Source organism: Candidatus Mycobacterium wuenschmannii (assembly GCF_030252325.1).
GTDB lineage: Bacteria > Actinomycetota > Actinomycetes > Mycobacteriales > Mycobacteriaceae > Mycobacterium > Mycobacterium wuenschmannii.
On sequence record NZ_CP126981.1, the window covers coordinates 4,384,713 to 4,405,167 of the forward strand.

At 65.1% G+C, this 20,455-nt stretch carries 22 protein-coding genes; 13 read left to right on the forward strand and 9 right to left on the reverse strand.

What is annotated here, in order from left to right; translation table 11 throughout:
* Window positions 1–22: 22 nt before the first annotated feature.
* Complete coding sequence (gene regX / locus PT015_RS21115) at window positions 23–706, forward strand: two-component sensory transduction protein RegX (RefSeq protein ID WP_285187008.1); 684 nt, start codon at window positions 23–25, stop codon at window positions 704–706.
* Between the two features lie 4 nt (window positions 707–710).
* On the opposite strand, the gene PT015_RS21120 is transcribed toward regX, so the two are convergent.
* Window positions 711–1,496: a hypothetical protein gene (locus tag PT015_RS21120; protein ID WP_285187009.1), complete on the reverse strand. Its 786-nt coding sequence runs from the start codon at window positions 1,494–1,496 to the stop codon at window positions 711–713.
* A 56-nt stretch (window positions 1,497–1,552) separates the two neighbouring features.
* Here PT015_RS21120 and PT015_RS21125 point away from each other — a divergent pair, with 56 nt between their 5' ends.
* The 10 genes from PT015_RS21125 to PT015_RS21170 all read left to right on the forward strand — a co-directional run bounded on the left by PT015_RS21125 (window position 1,553) and on the right by PT015_RS21170 (window position 10,483).
* Window positions 1,553–2,554 (forward strand): Ppx/GppA phosphatase family protein, encoded by a 1,002-nt coding sequence (locus PT015_RS21125; RefSeq protein WP_285187010.1) that lies wholly within the window; start codon window positions 1,553–1,555, stop codon window positions 2,552–2,554.
* The gene (locus PT015_RS21130) at window positions 2,551–3,561 is read left to right on the forward strand and encodes a hypothetical protein (protein ID WP_285187011.1); all 1,011 of its coding nucleotides are present in this window, start codon (window positions 2,551–2,553) and stop codon (window positions 3,559–3,561) included. Before PT015_RS21125 ends, PT015_RS21130 begins: the two co-directional genes overlap by 4 nt.
* Window positions 3,562–3,578: 17 nt before the next feature.
* Window positions 3,579–4,418: a sugar phosphate isomerase/epimerase family protein gene (locus PT015_RS21135; RefSeq protein ID WP_285187012.1), complete on the forward strand. Its 840-nt coding sequence runs from the start codon at window positions 3,579–3,581 to the stop codon at window positions 4,416–4,418.
* A 21-nt stretch (window positions 4,419–4,439) separates the two neighbouring features.
* The gene (locus PT015_RS21140) at window positions 4,440–5,258 is read left to right on the forward strand and encodes a thioesterase family protein (RefSeq protein ID WP_285187013.1); all 819 of its coding nucleotides are present in this window, start codon (window positions 4,440–4,442) and stop codon (window positions 5,256–5,258) included.
* Between the two features lie 88 nt (window positions 5,259–5,346).
* A complete protein-coding gene (locus PT015_RS21145) occupies window positions 5,347–6,606 on the forward strand; it encodes an IS30 family transposase (RefSeq protein WP_285185748.1) in 1,260 nt (419 codons plus the stop codon).
* Between the two features lie 91 nt (window positions 6,607–6,697).
* Entirely contained in the window at window positions 6,698–7,573 is an 876-nt protein-coding gene (gene proC, locus PT015_RS21150) for a pyrroline-5-carboxylate reductase (RefSeq protein WP_285187014.1), read from the forward strand.
* Between the two features lie 139 nt (window positions 7,574–7,712).
* A complete protein-coding gene (locus PT015_RS21155; protein WP_285187016.1) occupies window positions 7,713–7,964 on the forward strand; it encodes a cell division/environmental response transcriptional regulator in 252 nt (83 codons plus the stop codon).
* 209 nt (window positions 7,965–8,173) lie between these two features.
* A complete protein-coding gene (locus PT015_RS21160; protein ID WP_003402602.1) occupies window positions 8,174–8,275 on the forward strand; it encodes a 30S ribosomal protein bS22 in 102 nt (33 codons plus the stop codon).
* 32 nt (window positions 8,276–8,307) lie between these two features.
* Window positions 8,308–9,408: an SDR family oxidoreductase gene (locus PT015_RS21165; RefSeq protein WP_285187017.1), complete on the forward strand. Its 1,101-nt coding sequence runs from the start codon at window positions 8,308–8,310 to the stop codon at window positions 9,406–9,408.
* Between the two features lie 19 nt (window positions 9,409–9,427).
* On the forward strand, window positions 9,428–10,483 hold the full coding sequence (locus PT015_RS21170) for a lysophospholipid acyltransferase family protein (protein WP_285187019.1): 1,056 nt from the start codon (window positions 9,428–9,430) through the stop codon (window positions 10,481–10,483).
* On the opposite strand, the gene PT015_RS21175 is transcribed toward PT015_RS21170, so the two are convergent.
* The 8 genes from PT015_RS21175 to PT015_RS21210 are packed head-to-tail and all read right to left on the reverse strand — an operon-like array spanning window position 10,484 to window position 16,853.
* Window positions 10,484–11,356 carry a cyclopropane mycolic acid synthase family methyltransferase gene (locus PT015_RS21175; RefSeq protein WP_285187020.1) on the reverse strand — a complete coding sequence of 291 codons (873 nt, stop codon included), beginning with the start codon at window positions 11,354–11,356 and terminating at the stop codon, window positions 10,484–10,486.
* Window positions 11,357–11,390: 34 nt separating this feature from the next.
* A complete protein-coding gene (locus tag PT015_RS21180; protein WP_285187021.1) occupies window positions 11,391–11,903 on the reverse strand; it encodes an FAS1-like dehydratase domain-containing protein in 513 nt (170 codons plus the stop codon).
* Window positions 11,904–11,945: 42 nt separating this feature from the next.
* A complete protein-coding gene (locus tag PT015_RS21185) occupies window positions 11,946–12,869 on the reverse strand; it encodes an HAD family hydrolase (protein ID WP_390887881.1) in 924 nt (307 codons plus the stop codon).
* 49 nt (window positions 12,870–12,918) lie between these two features.
* A complete protein-coding gene (locus PT015_RS21190) occupies window positions 12,919–13,134 on the reverse strand; it encodes a hypothetical protein (RefSeq protein WP_285187022.1) in 216 nt (71 codons plus the stop codon).
* Window positions 13,135–13,146: 12 nt separating this feature from the next.
* Window positions 13,147–15,294 carry an ADP-ribosyltransferase domain-containing protein gene (locus tag PT015_RS21195; RefSeq protein ID WP_285187024.1) on the reverse strand — a complete coding sequence of 716 codons (2,148 nt, stop codon included), beginning with the start codon at window positions 15,292–15,294 and terminating at the stop codon, window positions 13,147–13,149.
* A gap of 4 nt (window positions 15,295–15,298) precedes the next feature.
* A complete protein-coding gene (locus PT015_RS21200) occupies window positions 15,299–15,589 on the reverse strand; it encodes a WXG100 family type VII secretion target (RefSeq protein ID WP_285187025.1) in 291 nt (96 codons plus the stop codon).
* On the reverse strand, window positions 15,582–15,893 hold the full coding sequence (locus PT015_RS21205; RefSeq protein WP_285187026.1) for a WXG100 family type VII secretion target: 312 nt from the start codon (window positions 15,891–15,893) through the stop codon (window positions 15,582–15,584). The genes PT015_RS21200 and PT015_RS21205 overlap by 8 nt, the downstream gene beginning before the upstream one ends.
* A 48-nt stretch (window positions 15,894–15,941) precedes the next feature.
* Window positions 15,942–16,853: a hypothetical protein gene (locus PT015_RS21210; protein WP_285187027.1), complete on the reverse strand. Its 912-nt coding sequence runs from the start codon at window positions 16,851–16,853 to the stop codon at window positions 15,942–15,944.
* A 295-nt stretch (window positions 16,854–17,148) separates the two neighbouring features.
* Between PT015_RS21210 and PT015_RS21215 the strand changes: the two genes are divergently transcribed.
* Both PT015_RS21215 and PT015_RS21220 read left to right on the forward strand, forming a co-directional pair.
* Entirely contained in the window at window positions 17,149–17,589 is a 441-nt protein-coding gene (locus tag PT015_RS21215; RefSeq protein WP_285187028.1) for a hypothetical protein, read from the forward strand.
* Window positions 17,590–19,574: 1,985 nt separating this feature from the next.
* On the forward strand, window positions 19,575–20,228 hold the full coding sequence (locus tag PT015_RS21220) for a DUF5631 domain-containing protein (protein WP_285187029.1): 654 nt from the start codon (window positions 19,575–19,577) through the stop codon (window positions 20,226–20,228).
* Window positions 20,229–20,455 lie beyond the last annotated feature (227 nt).

Sequence of the window (20,455 nt, forward strand, 5' to 3'; positions counted from 1 at the left end):
GTCTGATTATGGAGTCGCGCCCGTGACAAGTGTCCTGATCGTGGAGGACGAGGAATCGCTGGCGGACCCGCTGGCGTTCCTGCTCCGCAAGGAAGGCTTCGAGGCCACCGTGGTGACCGACGGCCAGACCGCGTTGGCCGAGTTCGACCGCGCCGGCGCCGACATCGTGCTGCTCGACCTGATGCTGCCCGGCATGTCGGGTACCGACGTGTGCAAGCAGCTGCGGTCGCGGTCCAGCGTGCCGGTCATCATGGTGACCGCGCGCGACAGTGAGATCGACAAGGTCGTCGGGCTCGAATTGGGCGCGGATGACTATGTCACCAAGCCGTATTCGGCCCGCGAGCTGATCGCGCGGATCCGGGCGGTGCTGCGCCGCGGCGGCGACGACGACTCCGAGGTCACCGACGGTGTGCTCGAGTCCGGTCCGGTGCGGATGGACGTCGAGCGGCACGTCGTGTCCGTGAACGGCGAGCCGATCACGTTGCCGCTCAAGGAGTTCGACCTGCTCGAATACCTGATGCGCAACAGCGGACGGGTGCTGACTCGTGGCCAGTTGATCGACCGGGTGTGGGGCGCCGACTATGTCGGTGACACCAAGACCCTCGACGTGCATGTCAAGCGACTGCGGTCGAAGATCGAGTCCGACCCGGCCAACCCGATCCACCTGGTGACGGTGCGCGGTCTGGGCTACAAGCTGGAAGGCTGACGCCCTACTCGGCGGCTCGGGTCGCCGGGTGCACCGCGATGAGGCCTAAACCGCTGCGCCGCTTGCACATTGCGGCCAGCTCGGCGTAGGCCTTCTCGCCGAGCAGTTCGGTGAGCTCGGGTCCCATGCTCACCCAGACCTGGTCGGCGCCGACGTGGGCGGCGGGGTCGCCGGTGCAGTACCAGTGCAGGTCCGCACCGCCGGCACCCCAGCCGCGGCGGTCGTACTCGGTGACCGTGGTCTTGAGGATCTCGGTGCCGTCGGGCCGCGTCACCCACTCCTGGCTACGGCGAATCGGCAACTGCCAGCACACATCCGGCTTCATTGTCAGCGGTTGCACGCCGATCTTCAGGGCCTTGGAGTGCAACGCGCAGCCCTGACCGTTGGCGAAGTCCGGCCGGTTCAGGAAGATGCAGGCGCCCTTGTATTTGCGGGTGCGGAACTGCTCCTCGCCCTCGTGCTCGTCGAGTTCGAGATAACCCTTTCGGCCCAAACCCTTTTCGCGGAACTGCCAGTCGTCGTCGGTCAGCTTGGACACCGCGTCGTCGAGGCGGGCCCGGTCGTCGTCGTCGGACAGGAACGCGCCGTGCGAGCAGCACCCGTCGTCGGGGCGATCTTCGACCGTCCCCTGACACGCCGGCGTGCCGAACACGCACGTCCACCGCGACAGCAGCCACGTCAGGTCGGCGGCGATCAGATGTTCGGGGTTGTCCGGGTCGTAGAACTCGACCCACTCACGGGCAAAGTCCAATTCGACTTCGCCCGGATGGTTTGGCTGCGCACTTGCCACAGTTTTAACGGTAGACCAATCTTTGGCCTCGCTGCCCACACGTAAGGTTGTGTCTCGTGCGATTAGGTGTTCTGGACGTCGGCAGCAACACGGTCAACCTGCTTGTGGTGGACGCACGCCGCGGCGGGCACCCGACGCCGATGAGCTCGACCAAGGCCACGCTCCGGCTCGCCGAGTCGATCGACAACTCCGGCAAGATCACCCGCAAGGGCGCCGACAAGCTGATCGAGACGATCGAGGAGTTCGAGAAGATCGCCGACAGTTCCGGTTGCGCCGAGTTGATGGCGTTCGCCACATCCGCGGTCCGTGACGCGAAGAACTCCGATGACCTGCTGTCCCGGGTGCGCAAAGAGACCGGGGTACAGCTGCAGGTGCTGCGCGGCGTGGACGAGTCGCGCCTGACGTTTCTGGCCGTGCGCCGGTGGTACGGCTGGAGCGCGGGCCGGATCATCAACCTCGACATCGGTGGCGGCTCGCTGGAGCTTTCCAACGGCGTCGACGAGGAGCCCGAGGTGGCGATGTCGTTGCCGCTGGGTGCCGGCCGGCTGACCCGTGAATGGCTGAGCGACGACCCACCCGGGCGCCGCCGCGTGGGCATGCTGCGCGACTGGCTGGACGCCGAGCTTGCCGACGCGGCCGCCAAGATGCTCGATGCCGGCAGCCCGGATCTGGCCGTCGCGACGTCGAAGACATTCCGCTCGCTGGCCCGTCTGACTGGTGCCGCGCCATCGGCGGCGGGGCCGCGGGTTAAGCGCACGCTAACGCTGAATGGCCTCAGACAACTCATATCTTTCATCTCTAGGATGACGACCGCTGATCGTGCGGAACTGGAAGGGGTGAGCGCCGAGCGAGCGCCGCAAATCGTGGCGGGAGCTCTGGTCGCAGAGGCAAGTATGCGAGCGCTGTCGATTGAAACGGTGGACATCTGTCCGTGGGCGCTGAGAGAAGGTCTCATTTTGCGCAAACTCGACAGCGAAGCTGACGGAACTGCCTTCGTAGAGACGTCCGTGCGGGATGCTGGAAGCCAGCGAGCCAATCGGAACGGCGGCAAGAAATGACCGGACCCAACGACACGACCCGACCGATCTCTGTCGCCGAGCTGCTTGCCAAGAACGGCACCCACGGCGCTCCCGCTCCCGCCCGCCGTCGCCGCCGGCGCGGCAACTCCGACGCGGTCACCGTCGCCGAGCTGACCGGCGAAATCCCGATCATCACCGACGACACCGATCCCGACGCCGAGGAGCACCAGGCCCCCGAGGAGCGCCCGGCCCCCGAGCCGCGCGCACACCGCGCCAACGGGGCCACGCGCGTCCGCGAAGAGGTCGTCGAGCCGCCCGCCCCCGTCGAGGAGAAGCCGGCCGAGAAGGCGTTCTGGTCGGAGCCCGAGCCGCGTTGGCCGGCGTCCGCGCCGCCGCGGCCCCGCGAGGAGTCGACCGCCAAGGCGCGCGAGGCGCGCCCGCAGCGCAGCGCCTACCCACGCCCGGTGCGCAACAACGTCCGCGCCGAGTCCGATCGGCCCGAGCCGCGCGACGAGAAGCCGATCGACCGGTCCGGCGCCGAGGGGATGAACCCCGACCCACTCGAGGACTACGCCGGTATGTCGGTCGACGTGATGGACACCGACGTCCGTGACGCCGAGCCGGCCATCGAAGACTCCGCCTACGTGCGCTCCTATCTGCGGTCCTCGACCGACAAGGGCGATGCCGAATCGCGTTCGAGCGCAGGCTTTTCCGACATTGACGACGTCGCCGAGGCCGACTATCCGGACGACGACGCCGACGACGAGCACACCTGGTCGCGGTCGGACAACATGCGCTTCACCGGAATGGTTGTGCTGCAGTCATTCCTGGCTGTCGCCTTCGGAGCCGGGTTGTTCATCGCGTTCGATCAGCTATGGCTGTGGAACAACATCGTCGCGCTGGTGCTCTCTGTGCTCGTCATCCTCGGCCTGGTGATCGGTGTGCGGGTGGTGCGCAAGACCGAGGACATCGGCAGCACGCTGATCGCGGTGGCAGTGGGGGCACTGGTCACGCTGGGGCCCCTGGCGTTGTTGCAATCCCGCTAGGCCACAGCCGAATTCACGTGCGCCCCGCAATCAAGGTCGGACTGTCGACGGCCTCGGTCTATCCGATGAAGACCGAGGCCGCCTTCGAATTCGCAGCCAACCTCGGCTACGACGGCGTCGAGTTGATGGTGTGGGGCGAGTCCGTCAGCCAGGACATCGACGCGGTGGCCAAACTGTCGCGGAAGTACCGGATGCCGGTGCTGTCCGTGCACGCGCCGTGCCTGCTGATTTCGCAGCGGGTGTGGGGCGCCAACCCGATCGCCAAACTGGACCGCAGCGTGCAGGCCGCCGAGCAACTCGGCGCGCAGACCGTCGTCGTGCATCCGCCGTTTCGCTGGCAGCGGCGCTACGTCGAGGGCTTCACCGAGCAGGTTGCGGAGTTGGAGGCCTCCAGCGACGTGCTGGTCGCCGTGGAAAACATGTTCCCGTTCCGCACCGACCGGTTCTTCCCGGGCCAGACCAAGGAGCGGATGCGCCGTCGCGGTGGCGGTCCCGGGCCGGGCATCTCGGCGTTCGCGCCGTCCTACGACCCGTTGGACGGCAACCACGCGCACTACACGCTGGACCTGTCGCACTCCGCGACCGCGGGCACCGATGCCATCGACATGGCCGAGCGGATGGGCGACGGCCTGGTGCACCTGCACCTGTGCGACGGCACCGGCCTGCCCGCGGACGAGCATCTGGCGCCGGGCCGTGGCACCCAGCCGACGGTCGAGGTGTGCCAGATGCTGGCGACGAGTGACTTCGCCGGCCACGTCGTGCTGGAGGTGTCGACGTCGTCGGCGCGCTCGGTGCACGAGCGGGAGGCCATCCTGGTCGAGTCGCTGCAATTCGCGCGTAAGAACCTATTGCGTTGATTCACAAGGAAACCCACTGACTTGACCGCGCCATTCACCGAGGCGATGCAGCTTCGCGAAATCGAGACCGACGGCGTCCAGAGTGTCTACGAGGGCGAGCTGAACAAGATCTGGACGATCGGACCCAAGGTGCACGGCGGGGTGATGGTGGCGTTGTGCGCCAACGCCGCTCGCAGCGCCCACGGCGGACCCGTTGAGCCAGTGGCGATTTCGGCCAGCTTCCTGTCGGCACCCGATCCCGGCCCGATGCGGCTGCTCACCTCGATGCGCAAACGCGGTCGCCGGATCAGCGTCGTCGACGTCGAGCTCATCCAGGGGGACCGCGCCGCCGTACACGCCGTCGTCACGCTGGGGGAGCCGGAGCACATGGCGCCGCCGCTGCTGTCGGCGAACCCCGCCGTCGGCCTGATGGATCCCGAACCGCCCGCCGAGATCGCGGCCGTCGAACCCGGTCACCGGCTGCGCGGGTTGGTCAACCTGGCCGAGGGCTGCGACATCCGGACGCTCGACTCGACGCTGGGCTTGTCCACCGACGGCAAGCCGCCGGTGATCCAGAACTGGGTGCGGCCCCGCGACGTGGCTCCCGACGTGCTGTTCGCGCTGATGTGCGGCGACATCTCGGCGCCGGTCAGCTTCGCCGTCGACCGCACCGGTTGGGCGCCCACGGTCCAGCTGACGTCGTATCTGCGGGGTCTGCCGGCCGACGGGTGGCTGCGGGTGGTCTGCACCTGCGTGCAGATCGGTCAGGACTGGTTCGACGAGGACCACACCGTCGTCGATTCGACCGGCCGCATCATCGTGCAGAGCCGCCAGCTGGCGATGGTGCCCGCGGCCCGCTGACCGCCTTCTCCGCGAAACAGAAGCCTGGGCTGTGATTCGCCGCTTGGGCTCAGGGGGTCGTTGCAACACTTTGCGGTGAGGAGTGTTGATGGCCGGGCAGCCTCAGGTGTTGTCGGTGCAGCGTCGGTTTTGGGTGTTGATTGCTGATGGGTGGTCGTCGGAAGATGCCGGCGCTGCGGTCGGCGTGTCGGCGACGTGTGGCAGGAAGTGGTTCCGCAGATTTGGTGGTGTGAATCCACGAATGCACGAGCCGCAGGGCCGAATTCGGCCGCGGCTGTCACCAAGTGAGCGTGAGCAGATCATGATCGGTACCTCGCAGAGCGAGTCGATCCGCTCGATCGCTGGTCGGTTGGGGCGGGCGCCGTCGACGATCATGCGTGAGATCGCTATCAACGGTGCTGCGCGCAATCGCACAGGCCGCTATCGGGCCCTGCATCGGTTCGGCGCTTACCGTGGTGGCTGGGATGCTCAGTCGGGTTATTCGGCGCGGATCGCTCAGCGCCGCAGCGAAGAGCGGGCGCGTCGCCCCAAGGCTGGCAAGCTGGCCCGCTGCCCGGGGTTGCACGACAAGGTGCAAACGTTGTTGCTCAAGAAGTACAGCCCCGAACAGATCGCCGGCGAGCTAGCCACGATGTATCCCAACCGTCCGGAGATGCAGGTGTCCCACGAGACCATTTACAGGTCGCTGTACGTGCAAGGACGCGGTGAGCTGCGTCGCGAGCTGACCCAATGCCTACGCACCGGGCGTGGGCTGCGCAAACCCCGTAACAGAGTCCGCGCCGCTGACGGTCGTGGCCGTATTCCGGGCATGGTCAACATCTCTGAGCGCCCCGCTGAGGCCGCCGACCGGGCCGTGCCTGGGCATTGGGAGGGTGATCTGATCATCGGTAAAAACCAGGCCTCCCAGATCGGCACCCTTGTCGAACGCTCCACGGGCTATGTGCGCCTGCTACATCTGCCCGCCAGCCGCAGCGCTGAAATGGTCGCTGACGCCATGATCGCCGCGATCACCGAACTGCCGCCCACCCTGCGTCGCACCGTGACCTGGGACCAAGGTCACGAGATGGCCCAGCACGCCAGGATCAGCCTCGCCGCGGACATTGAGATCTATTTCTGCGACCCGCATTCACCCTGGCAGCGAGGCAGTAACGAAAACACCAATGGCCTGTTGCGGCAATACTTTCCAAAGGGAACCGACCTGTCGATCCACTCGGCTGAACACCTCAGCTTCGTCGCCGACGAACTCAACGGTCGCCCACGGAAACGATTCGGCTGGGACAACCCCACCAACCGCCTCAACGCACTACTGTCAGCCCCGACAGAAACCACTGTTGCAACCAAACCTTGAAACCGCCCCGCCATTCGCAGCCCTAGGTTCTGTTTCGCGGCGGTGCCCGCCCTCGCAACAAAAGTCACACGCGTCTGCCATGCTGAGCGACATGGCCAGAATCGCGCTCGTCGGTGGGGGAAGCATGGGCGAGGCCCTGCTGTCGGGCTTGCTGCGGGCCGGACGGCAGGTCAAGGACCTGGTGGTGGCCGAGAAGAGCCCCGACCGGGCCCGCTACCTGGCCGACACCTACGGCGTGCTGGTGACGTCGCTGCCCGATGCCGTCGAGAACGCGACGTTCGTGATCATCGCCGTCAAGCCCTCCGACGTCGGTTCGGTGATCGGTGACATCGGCAAGGTCGCCGCGGCGGCCGCGCACGACAGCCCCGATCAGGTGTTCATCACCGTTGCGGCCGGCGTCACGACGGCCTACCTGGAATCCAAGCTGCTGGCCGGCACTCCGGTGGTCCGGGTGATGCCCAATGCGCCGGCGTTGGTCGGGGCGGGGATCAGTGCCATGGCCGCCGGCCGTTTTGCGACCCCTGAACAGCTCAAGGAGGTCGCGGCGCTGTTCGACTCGGTGGGGGCGGTGCTGACGGTCTCCGAGGAGCACATGGACGCCGTCACGGCCGTCTCGGGCTCGGGCCCAGCGTATATCTTCCTGATGATCGAGGCGTTGGTGGACGCCGGAGTCGGAGCGGGGCTGAGTCGCGCGGTGTCGACGGAGCTCGTCGCGCAAACTGTGGCAGGTTCGGCGGCCCTTTTGCTGGACCGGATGGAACAGGACCGCGGAACGGGCGCGGACTCGCGGCGCGACCTGTCGCTGGACACCACTGCGGCCCGGCTGCGGGCCATTGTCACCTCGCCCGGCGGCACAACCGCCGCTGCGCTGCGGGAATTGGAAAAGCACGGTTTGCGAGCGGCCGTCGACGAGGCGGTGCGAGCCGCGAAAACACGCTCTGAGCAGCTAAGAATTACATCCGAGTAATTTATAGAATTTTATTTAATTGCCACCACCCGTCGCAATAATCACACTAGTCCCGCTATTCTCCTTGTTGGTATGCACCTGATTGGTGCCAGCGGAGGGGAAGCCGCTGGGACTGCAGGAGCCTGACGATTGGGTTGCGATGACGTCTATGAACGGGCCATCGGCTGGCGGTAAGGCGGGACGAGACACGGGTTCCGCCGACGGCCAGCAGCCCCGGACGCAATTCCTGACCGTTGCGGAAGTGGCAGCACTGATGCGGGTCAGCAAGATGACGGTCTACCGGCTGGTGCACAACGGCGAACTGCCTGCGGTCCGCGTCGGCCGGTCCTTCCGTGTGCACGCCAAGGCCGTGCACGACATGCTGGAGAGCTCCTACTTCGACGCCGGCTAGGGGTCGGTCGCCCCGTCCCGGCAGCGACACGTCAACGCTTGCGAAGGCATGCCCGCGCGGCGTCGCAGTGGGTTACGTCTCGCGGCCGTCCGGTCGCCGCACCGGCTTTGGTGTTCGACGTGCCCAGCCGGGTAGAGTGACCGGGTTAATGCATATGCCTGGTCATGGCGGACTCGGGCCGCGGGCAATCCAGCACAGATAGCGGAGTTATGGGTTCAGTAATCAAGAAGCGGCGTAAGCGGATGTCGAAGAAGAAGCACCGTAAGCTGCTTCGCCGCACGCGGGTGCAGCGCAGAAAACTCGGTAAGTAACCGCTCGCTGCCGTCGTCGCTAGGCTGGCCAAGTGGATTCGTCGGGCGGTCAATCAGGTACCGGCACCGATGCCGCGCACTCTCCCAAGATCGTGCTGGTCACTGGCGCATGCCGATTCCTGGGCGGGTATCTGACCGCTCGGCTCGCGCAGAACCCGTCGATCGACCGGGTGATCGCCGTCGACGCCGTCGCGCCCAGCAAGGACATGTTGCGCCGGATGGGTCGCGCCGAGTTCGTGCGCGCCGACATCCGCAATCCCTTTGTCGCCAAGGTGATCCGAAACGGCGACGTCGACACCGTGGTGCATGCGGCGGCCGCGTCGTTCGCGCCGCGCGCCGGTGGGGGAGCGGCGCTCAAGGAAATCAACGTGCTCGGGGCGATGCAGTTGTTCGCCGCCTGCCAGAAGGCGCCGTCGGTGCGACGCGTCGTGCTGAAGTCGACGTCGGAGGTCTACGGGTCCAGCCAGCACGACCCGGTGCTGTTCACCGAGGACAGCAGCAGCCGTCGGCCGTTCCGCGAAGGATTTCCCAAGGACAGCCTCGACATCGAGGGCTACACCCGTGGGCTCGGCCGGCGCCGACCGGACATCTCGGTCACCATTCTGCGGCTGGCCAACATGATTGGTCCGGCGATGGAAACCACGCTCTCGCGCTACCTGGCCGGGCCACTGGTGCCGACGGTGCTCGGCCGCGACGCGCGCTTGCAACTGTTACACGAGCAGGATGCGCTCGGCGCGATGGAGCGGGCGGTGATGGCCGGCAAGCCCGGCACCTTCAACATCGGCGCCAGCGGCATCATCATGCTCTCCCAAGCGATTCGACGGGCGGGCCGAGTTGCGTTGCCGGTACCGGGATTTGGGCTCGCGGCGCTCGATTCGCTGCGCAAGGCGAACCGCTATCTGGACATCAACCGCGAGCAACTCGACTACCTGAGCTACGGCCGAGTGATGGACACCACGCGGATGGAACAGGAGCTCGAATACCACCCCAAGTGGTCGACTGCGGAGGCTTTTGACGATTACGTTCGCGGCCGAGGTTTGACTCCCATTATCGACCCTGAATGGGTACGCTCCATTGAAGGTCGGGCCGTAGCCGCAGTGCAGCGCTTTGGTGGCCGGGCCACAATCAACTAGGCGAGGGGAGGTTCATTCGATGGCGAGCGACTCAAAAGCGAAAGTTATTCCGCTGCACGGGAATTCAAGCCGTGCGGCGGCTCAGCGTCGTGCCGGGAGCCGCACCCAGGCCACCCGCCAGCACCCCTCCCTGCTGTCTGAACCCGACAGCCGCGCCTCGGCCGACGAGATCGCCGCCGTCGTCCGCGAAATCGACCAGCACCGCCGTGGTGCCGAGGCCGAACAGTCGGGCAACGAACTCGTGCAGAAGGTCAGTGCGGTCGCCGACTTCCTGCGGCACCGGCTCGCCGGCGACTACCGCGTCGATGAGTTCGGTTTCGACCCGCACTTCAACGACGCGATCGTCCGCCCGCTGCTGCGGTTCTTCTTCAAGTCGTGGTTCCGGGTCGAGGTCAGCGGCATCGAAAACCTGCCCGACACGGGCGCTGGCCTCGTGGTGGCCAACCATGCCGGCGTGCTGCCGTTCGACGGGTTGATGGCGTCGGTCGCCGTGCACGACGAGCATCCCGCCCACCGCGATCTCCGACTTCTGGCCGCTGACATGGTGTTTGACCTTCCGGTGGTGAGCGCGACGGCGCGCAAGGCCGGCCACACCATGGCGTGCACGGCCGATGCGCACCGACTGCTGGCCGCGGGCGAGCTGACCGCGGTGTTCCCCGAGGGCTACAAGGGCCTGGGTAAGCGCTTCAAAGATCGCTACAAACTGCAGCGGTTCGGCCGCGGTGGTTTCGTGGCGGCCGCGCTGCGCGCAAAGGCGCCGATCATCCCGTGCTCGATCGTCGGATCGGAAGAGATCTACCCGATGCTGACCGACGTGCGGATGCTGGCTCGGGTCTTCGGGCTGCCGTACTTCCCGATCACGCCGCTGTTCCCGCTGGCCGGTCCGGCCGGGCTGGTGCCGCTGCCGTCGAAGTGGCACATCGCTTTTGGCGAACCGATCGACACCGCGCACTACGACGGCGCCGACGCCGAAGACCCGATGGTCACCTTCGAGCTGACCGACCAGGTGCGCGAGACCATCCAGCAGACGCTGTATCAGCTGCTGGCGGGCCGCCGCAATATGTTCTTCGGCTGATTACTTCGCGGGCTTGACCAGGGTGAACTGCGCAACGTCGCAGGCGCCCTCGCGGAACAACTCGGCGCACCCCGTCAGGTACTTCATGTAACGCTCGTAGACCTCTTCGGACTGGATCTCGATGGCCTCGTCCTTGCGGCCCCGCAACGCCTCCGACCAGAAATCCAGGGTGCGCGCGTAGTGCAGCCGCAGCGGCTGGACGAGCTTGAGCTCGAAGCCCTGCTTCTTCGCGTGCTCCTCGACGATGGCCACTGTCGGCAGCCGACCCCCGGGGAAGATCTCCCGCATCATGAACAGGGCGAACCGCGCGCGGGTCATCGTGATCTTGATGCCGCGTTCGGCCAATTCCTCGTCGCTCGGCACGACGATGGTGTGCAACATCATGGTGCCGCCGGCCGGCAGCGCGTCCCACGCCATCTTGAAGAAGTCGTCGTAACGCTCGAAGCCGAAGTGCTCGAACGCGCCGATCGAGACGATGCGGTCGACCGGCTCGTGGAACTGCTCCCAGCCGTTCAGCCGCACCTCTCGGGAGCGTTCGGTGTCGAGCGCGTCGAAGGACTTCTGGACGTGCTCGGCCTGGTTCTTCGACAGCGTCAGGCCGATCACGTTGACGTCGTACTTCTCGATTGCGCGGCGCAGCGTGGCCCCCCAGCCACAACCCACGTCGAGCAGCGTCATGCCGGGCTCCAGGCCGAGTTTGCCGAGCGACAGGTCGACCTTTGCCCGCTGCGCCTCTTCGAGCGTCATGTCGTCGCGCTCGAAGTACGCACAGCTGTAGGTTTGACTCGGGTCTAGGAAGAGCCGATAGAAGTCGTCGGACAGGTCGTAGTGCGACTGGATGTCGTCGAAATGTGGTTCGAGATCAGCGCTCATTGGTTGGGTTCCCCCCTGAAGGTTCCGGCTGACACTAGGCCCCGGCTCGGATAGAAGCAATTGCTGCGATCGTCGCCTCGGCGTTCGCGTCGGGGTTCGACGACTCGCCGAGCATGGTGACGATGCTCGTGATGATGGGTTCGCCGGCCTCGTCTGTGACTTCGCTGCGGATCTCGGCGATCACCGTGCCGTGCGACTCGATGACAGAGTCCAGGTAGGTGTCGAAATACAGCCGGTCGCCGGTCTTGATCGGCCGGTGAAAGACGAATTTCTGGTCGCGGTGCAGCACCCGGGCCAGATTGATGGGGATGTCGAACTTGGTGAAGACGTCCAACTGAACGCGTCGCCCGGCCACCGCGAGGAATGTGAGCGGCGCCACGATGGCGTCGTAGCCGTATTCGGCGGCAGCCTCTTCAGAGTGGTGAAGCGGGTGATCGTTGCTGATGGAGTCAGCGAATTCGCGAACCTTCTCGCGACCGACCTCGAAGTAATCGGGGTATCGGTAGTGCGTGCCGATCAGGCCTTCGGTGCCTGCGGGCAATGACATGCGCTGCTCTCCACTCTGATGGGTGCTCAGCGGCGCAGCTTATCAGCGGGATTGCCGCCTCGATGCCACCGCAGCCAGTGCGCCGCCCGCCGCGCCCAGAGCCAAAGCCGACGGTACGCCGATCCGCGCGGCTTTTCGGGCAGTCCGGAAGTCGCGGATTTCCCAGCCTCGTTTGCGGGCGTAGTCCCTGAGTGCGGCGTCGGGGTTGATGGCCACCGCGGTACCGACGAGGGAGAGCAGCGGCACGTCGTTATAGCTGTCGGAGTAGGCGGTGCAGCGCTTGAGGTTGAGGCCCTCGCGGATGGCCAGCGAGCGAACGGCGTGCGCCTTGCCCGGGCCGTGCAGGATGTCGCCGACGAGGCGGCCGGTGAAGATCCCGTCCTCCGATTCGGCGACGGTGCCCAGCGCGCCGGTCAGTCCGAGGCGACGGGCGATGGTGATCGCGAGCTCGTACGGGGTGGCCGTGACGAGCCACACCTGTTGGCCGGCGTCGAGGTGCATCTGGGCGAGATCACGGGTGCCCTCCCAGATCTTCTCGGCGATGATCTCGTCGTAGACCTCTTCGCCGAGTTGCATCAGCTCGGCGGTCGGGCGGCCTTCGATGAATGCGAGCGCTTTGCGGCGCCCAGCCGCGACGTCGTTGCTGTTCTCCTTGCCGAGGACCTGAAACTTGGCCTGCGCGTAGACGAATCCGAGGACGTCGCGGTAGGTGAAGTACTTGCGAGAAGCCAGACCGCGGCCGAAGTGGACCAGCGACGAGCCCTGCACCAGGGTGTTGTCGACATCGAAGAAGGCCGCCGCGGTGAGGTCGACGGGCGGCTGCTCGGGTTTTTCTCCTGCGTCGACGTCCTCCAGCGCCCGCTCGGCGCTGGCATTGGCAGCCAGCGTCTGGAATTGCTGCTCAGCGGGGTCGGGTTCTGCGGTGGGGCCGGGTTCTTCAGTGCCCGGGCCGCCGGGAGCGGTCACGGTGTCACACTATCCGCCCGCGCGGCGTTGGGTTGGAGTTGGCGGGGAGCTACTTGTCTCGCCAGCCCTCGTACTCAGTACCCGAGGTGTCGTCCCAGAATTTTGGAGACACTTCGGTCCAGCGGTCTTCCTCAGGTACTTGATCTATCCGCTGCTGGAGCTCGGCGAATTGCTTACGCGCCTGAGCCAACTCTTCCTCCGTCGGCGGGGTGAACCCTGCTTCTTCCGGTGTAGAGAAGGTCTTCCCTGCGATCTTTTTTGACATTGCGCGTTACCTTTACTGCTCGATCATCTCAATTATGGTGCGACCGGTGAGGGGATCGGATCTTCGGTCTACCACGAAGAACTTTGTATCGGTCTTGAACAGGACTTCCTCTTCTCCTGGAATCATGGATAGCGACGAGATGTCTCGTCCCGTTTTCGACATGATCCGGAATTCGACATTGCCTGCGAAGCCGGGAGACTGGGCAACTTTGATGTCCTTCGTGGTACTAAGGAATGCGCTATCGGATACAACCGAGCCTGGTTGGTACTGAGCCAGCACTTTCGAGGGCAAGTCTGTGCCTCGGAAGACGGAACCGTTGTGCGGCGGAATCTTGTCTAACGCCTGATTCAGGGCCTCTACGCGTGCAAGTTGAGATGCATCCACGGTGTTGGTCCTCAACGCACTGTTTAGATCCTCGAATCCCAACCCAGTGTAATGGCCTACGGCTGCAAGCTCTCTCGACGTCAGCGATCCCCCAGGCGCGAGAGGCGACGTTTGGTGAGCGACGGGGCCGTGGTGGTCGTGCGTCGCGGACGGCGGTAGATATCCGCTCGGCCCACCGCCGGGTGGGTGTCCCGATCCGTTGACAGGCGCATGGAGAGCCGATGTGCCGCCGGCCTCTGGCGCCGCTGCGGGCGCATGTGCTGCGGCAATTGGGGATTTGGTGCCAGCGTCCGCAACGGGTTTCGGAGCTGCGGGGGTTTTCGATTCCGTTGCTCCGTACGGCGGCAACGCATTTCCGGGTTTCAGTGCGGGCGCCGGCTGTCCACCCTTTGGCGCTTCGGTGTGCGCGGGGGCATTGGCGTGGGGGGCGGCATCAGGCGCCCGTGGCGGCGTCGGAAGGGACTTCGGTACCTCGGCAACATCTTTCGACATCCGGCCCAGCATGGGCAGTTCCTTTAAAGGGCCGCCACCGATGAACAGCGTTCCGACATCGAAAGCCGATTCACCGGCCGCTTTGAAGGGGTCTGTCGCCCAGTCATCCCAGTGGACAAACTCTTTGCCGATCTCTTTCCAGGCGTCCTCGAATTTCTGCTCGCCCTCGAGGCCAGCAAGCTTCTTGAGTTCCTCGAGCGAGCCAGAGGCGTCGTGCCAGAAGCCCTTTGGATCCAGCATGACTCGCATGGGGCTCACATTCCACGCGCCCTCGATGAGCTTTTCGGCTTCGGAGAGGACGCCACCGCAGACATGTCCGAAGTGGTCCAGAGCTCGGCCGACGTCTGTCGTGTGCAGAAAGTTGTCCCACTCCTTCTCGGCGTAGCGAACCATGGTCGACACGATGGTGGTCGCTTCGTGGAGCGCCTTCGCGATCTGTCGGCGCAGCGCATCGACTTCCTCGGTGAAGTGATTGACGATCACGCGAATGTCGTTGGCGATTTTCCTGATCTCGTCTTCGTCCTCATCGGTGAGCCATTCCCACACCTCTTTGATCCCCGTCCAGGGATTGCAGATGCGCGAGAGCAGATCGATGATCGCGGCGTGGACTGTGTCGATCTTCGACGCGTACGACGTGAGCTGAGTCGCGATAGAGGTGCACTGCTGCAGCACACCGGCCGCGCAGTGGTTCGTCGCCGTGAAAGCGGCGGCTATCGCGGTGCCTTCGGGAATCTGTTGCGCACCAATGCTTCCCATCGGCCCGGCGGCTCCGGTGATCTCGCTGACCTCGAAATTCGTGCCGGCTGTAATCCATGCCGCAGCGGCACCGCGGAGCTTGGCCGAGTTTCCGTTCGGCCAGATCATCCCGACGTATTTAGACACCCAACCCCAGCCTGCCGGTGCGCTGACACCACTGCCGACCGCCGACGGCGCCGACCCGGCTTGGATGGGTCCGGTCGATTGCGGGGCCGGAAGAGCCTGGCTGTGTCCGGCGATGTTCGAATTCGCTTCTGCCAGCGAGTAGTTGTGCGCCGAGATTCGGACGCCATCGCCGAGTCGGCACAACCCGTTTCGTGTGGTTGCCATCGCCTCGAGCAGCTTGGTTGCCGAACTGTCGTAGCTGTGGCCGAAGGATGAGCCGGCCGGATCGTCGCCTGACATCGCGTGACAGCCGGCGAGAGAGGTCGTCAACGTCGATACTGTCGAGCCCAGTCCTTCACCGACCGAAATAACCGCCGCGCCAGCGCTATCCAATACCGCTGGATCGACCGCGAGCGGTGCCATCAGCTCAAGACCACATGGCCGAATTCGTCGCCATGGCCTGGGTGTAATTGTGGTGCGCGGTGCCGCCGACGGTCTTGAGCAGAGTCAATGCCTGCCGCATCGTCGCCTCGCCGTGCGTCCAGCGCCGGTGCGCCTCAGCGTGTGCCTCGGCCGCGTGGCCGGACCAGGTGGTGTGCAAATGAGTTACCAGCGAATCGATTTCAGAGAGCACGCTCTCGGTGTGCTGGATAAAGTCGGACATTCGCTGCGTGGCATCGATGAGTGCTTGCGGATCGACACTGAACGCGTCAGCCACGGTAGACACCGTCCACAGCTTGCGTCGACGCTTGATCCTGCGCGGCGAATTGAGTGCCGGTCACGCCGACGGACTTCGCCAGCATCGACAAGCCTTGCTGGACTTCGCCCGCTCCGCGATGCCACGAGTCCCACGCCTGGCCGTACGCGCCACCCGATCCGCCGTGCCAGCCGGCTAGCAGGTCGCGGACTTGCCCATCGAGTTCGACGAGTCGGGCGTGCAGGTCTTTCGCTGCGCTCGACAGTGCTTGCGATACAACGTGCATGGCCTCGGGTGGAACCCGCACCGCCTCGTCGTGAGCCATAGCCGTAAAGCTAGAGGCGTCGTACGACCGGCACAATTCACCCTGCGACTACAAGCGGTTGCGGCCGCCCTCGTCCTCGTCGTCCTCGCGTTTGTCACCGGGTGCGAGGATGCGACGGCTCGCGATCGGTTTGCCGGCAACGCGTTTCACGACTTCCGGCGCGGCCTGCGGCGTAGTGATCCGGCCCTGCACCGGGGCGCCGTTCTTGACTGACGGGGGAACGACCCGCTTGGTGTCGGTCTTGTTGTCGCCACCGCCGGCGGCGCCGCCCGCGGCACCCGGAGGCATCATCGGCATGCCGCCGCCCATTTGTCCGCGCGCGCCGGCGCCTTCGGATGGGGGTGGCGATGTCACGGGTACCTGCTGCGCGGAAGCGGGGGCGGTACCGGCGGACGGAATTGGTGGTGGGCCAAGGTTTCCGGCCGGGGTGGTTGCGCCTGCTAGGCCTGCGCCGCCTCCACCGGCACCCAACGCGCCAGCGCCGGCGCCGAGCGCATCGCCCAGGGCGCTGGCGGGCAGCGCGGCGCCGGCGCCGGCTTTGCCCACGCTGCTCATCAGCTGCTGGCCGACTTGCATGCCTTGCTGCATGGCCTGATTCATGCCCTGCTGCAAGCCTTGGAACAGCCCGGTGAAGCTCTGCATGAATTGCTGAGGCATCTGCGTAAAAGTGCCAAGCATCTGCTGGAGTTGCTGGCTTGAATTTTGATCGGCGGCGGGGAATTGCGACATCGCGTCGCCGGTCTTCTCGCCACGTTTGGCGAAGCCGGCCTGGCCGGCTGTCATGTCGGCAGGATCGCCGGCATTGCCCGCCATTCCCAGGCTGGCTAGCAGCGCGTCGATCTCCGAGACCGCGCCCGCGGGCATGTCGGCCGGGATAGGTGGCGGTGGCTGGTTGTGCGCCATCGCCTCCATGAGTCCCTGGATATAGATGTGGAGTTGTTCGCTGCCACCGTTGCCCATCACTACCTCCTGCCTGCGCTCGGGTGCCCGCAGTGCGTTCGGCAATGGTATCGCCGATGAGCACTGGCGCTATTCAGTTGTTTCGGCATTGCAGCGAGCCGCGGCGTCGGGTCGAAAGCTGAATACCGGCAACGCCCATCGGCGATACCATCTCTGCATGTCCGAAATGCCTCCCGCAGGCCACCCCTCGGCGCCGGGCCCTGGCGGTTACCCGCCCGCGATGCCTCCCGCGGGCCCGTGGGGTCCGGTTGGGCCGCAGGCGCTCGTTAAGCCAGCGCGGTGGCCGGTATTGGTCATGTCGCTGGTCTCGCTTATCTCGGTCGGCGCGGCGGTCGCGGCCTGGCTACGGCCTATTCCGCACGAAACGCTGGCGGCTCCAGCGGCGCCGACGTATACGGAGCAGCAGATCGCCGATGCGAAGTCGAAAGTCTGTGCGGCTTATCAGAAAGTGCGCCGAGCCAGCGACGCGAACGCTAATCGGAAAGGTGGAGACGATCCAACTTCGCAGCTTGCGGTAGCAGTAAACGATAGGCAGATTTACGTCGCTGGAAGTGCTTATCTTCTGACCGTGCTTGACGACGCGCCGGCAGCTCCCGGCGAACTTTCCGCGGCAGTCCGAAATCTCGCTAGATTATTTCAGGTCATTACGCTCAACTTTTTGGCATCCGACGCAAGTGCACCGGAACGCACTGATGCGGATCAGGCGACAGCAAGCATCGAAGGCTTTTGTAGATGATGCAGACGGCGGGAGGGCCTCAGGGCGAGTGGTCGATGGTTATCGTCGGTCACCAATGGCCGAGTGATTTGACGATTGCCGGATTGAATGCGTGGATCGAAAACCGCGGGCAAATTGCGGATGCCCATCACAATATTGCGGACCTGCTAAGCGCTGCGAAGACTGGGCCACTCGCGGTGCAACAGGGCAAAACTGCAGACGCATTAGTTCAGCTTTTCGACGAGGGTGAGCAATTAGCGCGTGGAGTCGCCCACAAAAACGTAATCAAAAAGGATTCGTATTCTGCTGCGCTAAACAGCGTTCACAATCTTAGAGAAAGCCTCAATGGGATCGCGGATCGGTACAACCAGCAAATAAACCAGGTTATTCAGTCCAAAGAGCCATTAGCTGTCAAATTTCCTCACATTATGGAATTAATCAGCCAAGGCCAGCAAGAAGCGAACCTCGCCGCTGCGAATTGTGGTGGCGATATTGGTGATGCGGGTCAACGTATCTTAGATCAAGAGACCACGGGACATTCGTTTCGTCAATTCGCCGGAGCTAATGGCGTTGACATGAGTCAGCTCTTCCGTGCACGCGATGTGTCGGGCCTTGAACCCGCAGTGCGAAAGGTACTTGAGAACCAGGACGCGGGATTGGGCGCGGCTGGCGGCGGATCAGGTCCAGCGGGGCTGAATCCCGCGATTGGCGCCTTATCGGGAGCGCTTGGAAACGGTGGGATGCCTCCGGGCGCGAATGCTCCCGCTTCGGGCGGATCAATGAGCAATTTAGGCCCTGCAGGGGTCAACCCGGTCGTCGGTGGAGCGCCGTCGGGGACACCGAGCGGCGCTGGCTTACCGTCGGGTGTCAACTCAGCCGTGCCGGGATTGTCGGGAAGCTCAGCACCAACCTCAGCGAACGGCGGTGGGCTGCCGACCGGGATAAATGCATCGGCGCCCGGATCCGCTCCCTCGGCGACGCCAGTTGGATTCGCCACTAAAGCATCGGGAATGGGGCCATCGGGATCGCTGCCTTCTGCGGGTCCCAACGGCACGGGGCCGCTGTCGCCGGGAGTGGCTCAGCCGCAGGTGCCGGGGTCGCCGTCGATAGTCCACGCTGCTGGCGTTGGTGATGCAAAGGGGACAGTTAGTCCGGCGGGCGGGCCAGGCTCCCCTTCGATAGTTCACGCCGCCGGTGTCGGTGATGGGAAGGGTCCCGTTATACCTGCAGGAGGGCCGGGCTCACCGTCCATTACTCACGACGTTGGATTCAACCCAGTTCCCCAGAATCCCGCAGTTACTGGGGTGCACAACACCCTTCCCGCAGTGTCGGCCACCCCACCCTCGCCGGTCTTCAATCCCGGCGGCAACGTCGGCATCGCCCCACCTGGAGTTTCTTCTGGCGCAATCAACGCCGCGGCGGCTCAGGGCATCGCGCCGCCTAGCTTCATGTCGACCGATTTCGGTCACCACATCGACTCGGGGCTTATGGGGCAAGGCGCTGGTCCGATAGCACCGCAGGCTCCGATGGCTCCGCAGGTCTCGCCCGCGTCGATGTCCCCGACGACATCACCGACAGCCGGCTCTGGAGACTGGCACTCACCCATTCCCGCGCAACCATCAGCGCCGCAAGCCGCCGCGCCTTCGTACAGTGCGCCCGCGCCACCGCCTGCGCCGACGAATGCCGGATACATGCAGGCCCCGGCCGCCCCGTCCATGTCTGCGCCGTCGACCTCCTACACCGGAGGTGCGCTTCCTTCCTACGGCTCGGACCTACGTCCCCCGGCAGCTTCGACGCCCTCGGGAACACCGAGCCCGCCCCCTCCTCCGATCTCGTCCAACCTGACGTCGGCGCCGGCCTCGGCTCCGACGAACCCCGCGGCCGGTGGGGGCACGGCCGTCCCGCAGGCTGCTGTAGCGCGTCCGGAGTCTGCGCCGACTCCATCGCAGTCGCCCGCTCCGATGGGCCTTGCAGGCAAGGCTGTCGCGGCTGGGGCAGGTGGAGCGGTGGCCGGCGCGGCGTCCGCTGACGCGACATCGCGAAATCGGTTGCAGCGCATCGTCGATGCGGTGGCTCGACAGGAGCCGCGACTCGCATGGGCTGTCGGCGACTGTCCCGATGACACGACCAGGCTTGTCACCGATCTCGCGGACGGCTGGATTCCGCCGGGGATCGACATCCCGTCGTCGGTGACACTCCTGGAACCGGGCCGTCGCCGTGGCGATCTCGAGTCTCTGCTTGGCGAAGTCGAAATGGCGGTTACGCACACGCCGGACCGGTACGTGCCCGAAGCTGACGAATCGATTCCGACGTCTCCGCGCCCGCGGACTGCGCCGGAAATCGAGGAGTTGGGCTGGGAGCTCAGTAGCGCGACGCACTGGCGCGATGGGTTGCCGCGTCTTGCGCACACTCTGGCCAAGGCCGCATCGTCCGGAACGGGAGTCGATCCGTCCGAAGTCGAACTGCTGCAGCAGCAGATGCATGACGTGGGCGAGCGAGTGCTGGACGCATATCCCGATGACGTCAACCCCAAATACGTTGGCAATTGGCAACTTCTGGCCGCGATCGAAGCCTTGATTCGCGGGGACAAGGGCGGCGCCAACTATCACTTGGCGTGGTTCCGGGCCTGCATGACGACCGCAGCTTTAACGCAACGCTGATCTGCGCGGTCCGCGAGTTGTTACCCCGTCAACGAGACATGTGCGAGCTGAATACCGTCATATGAGACCGGCGTTGACATCCGGCTCATGTCAAATTTGCCACCGCACCCAGGATTTTCCGCAGGACAATTTCCGCAGACGCCGCTGCCGCCCACAACCCTGCGCGGGCCTTCTCGATGGCCGCTGGCGATAATGCTTCTTATAACTCTCGCAGCCGTCGGCGCCGC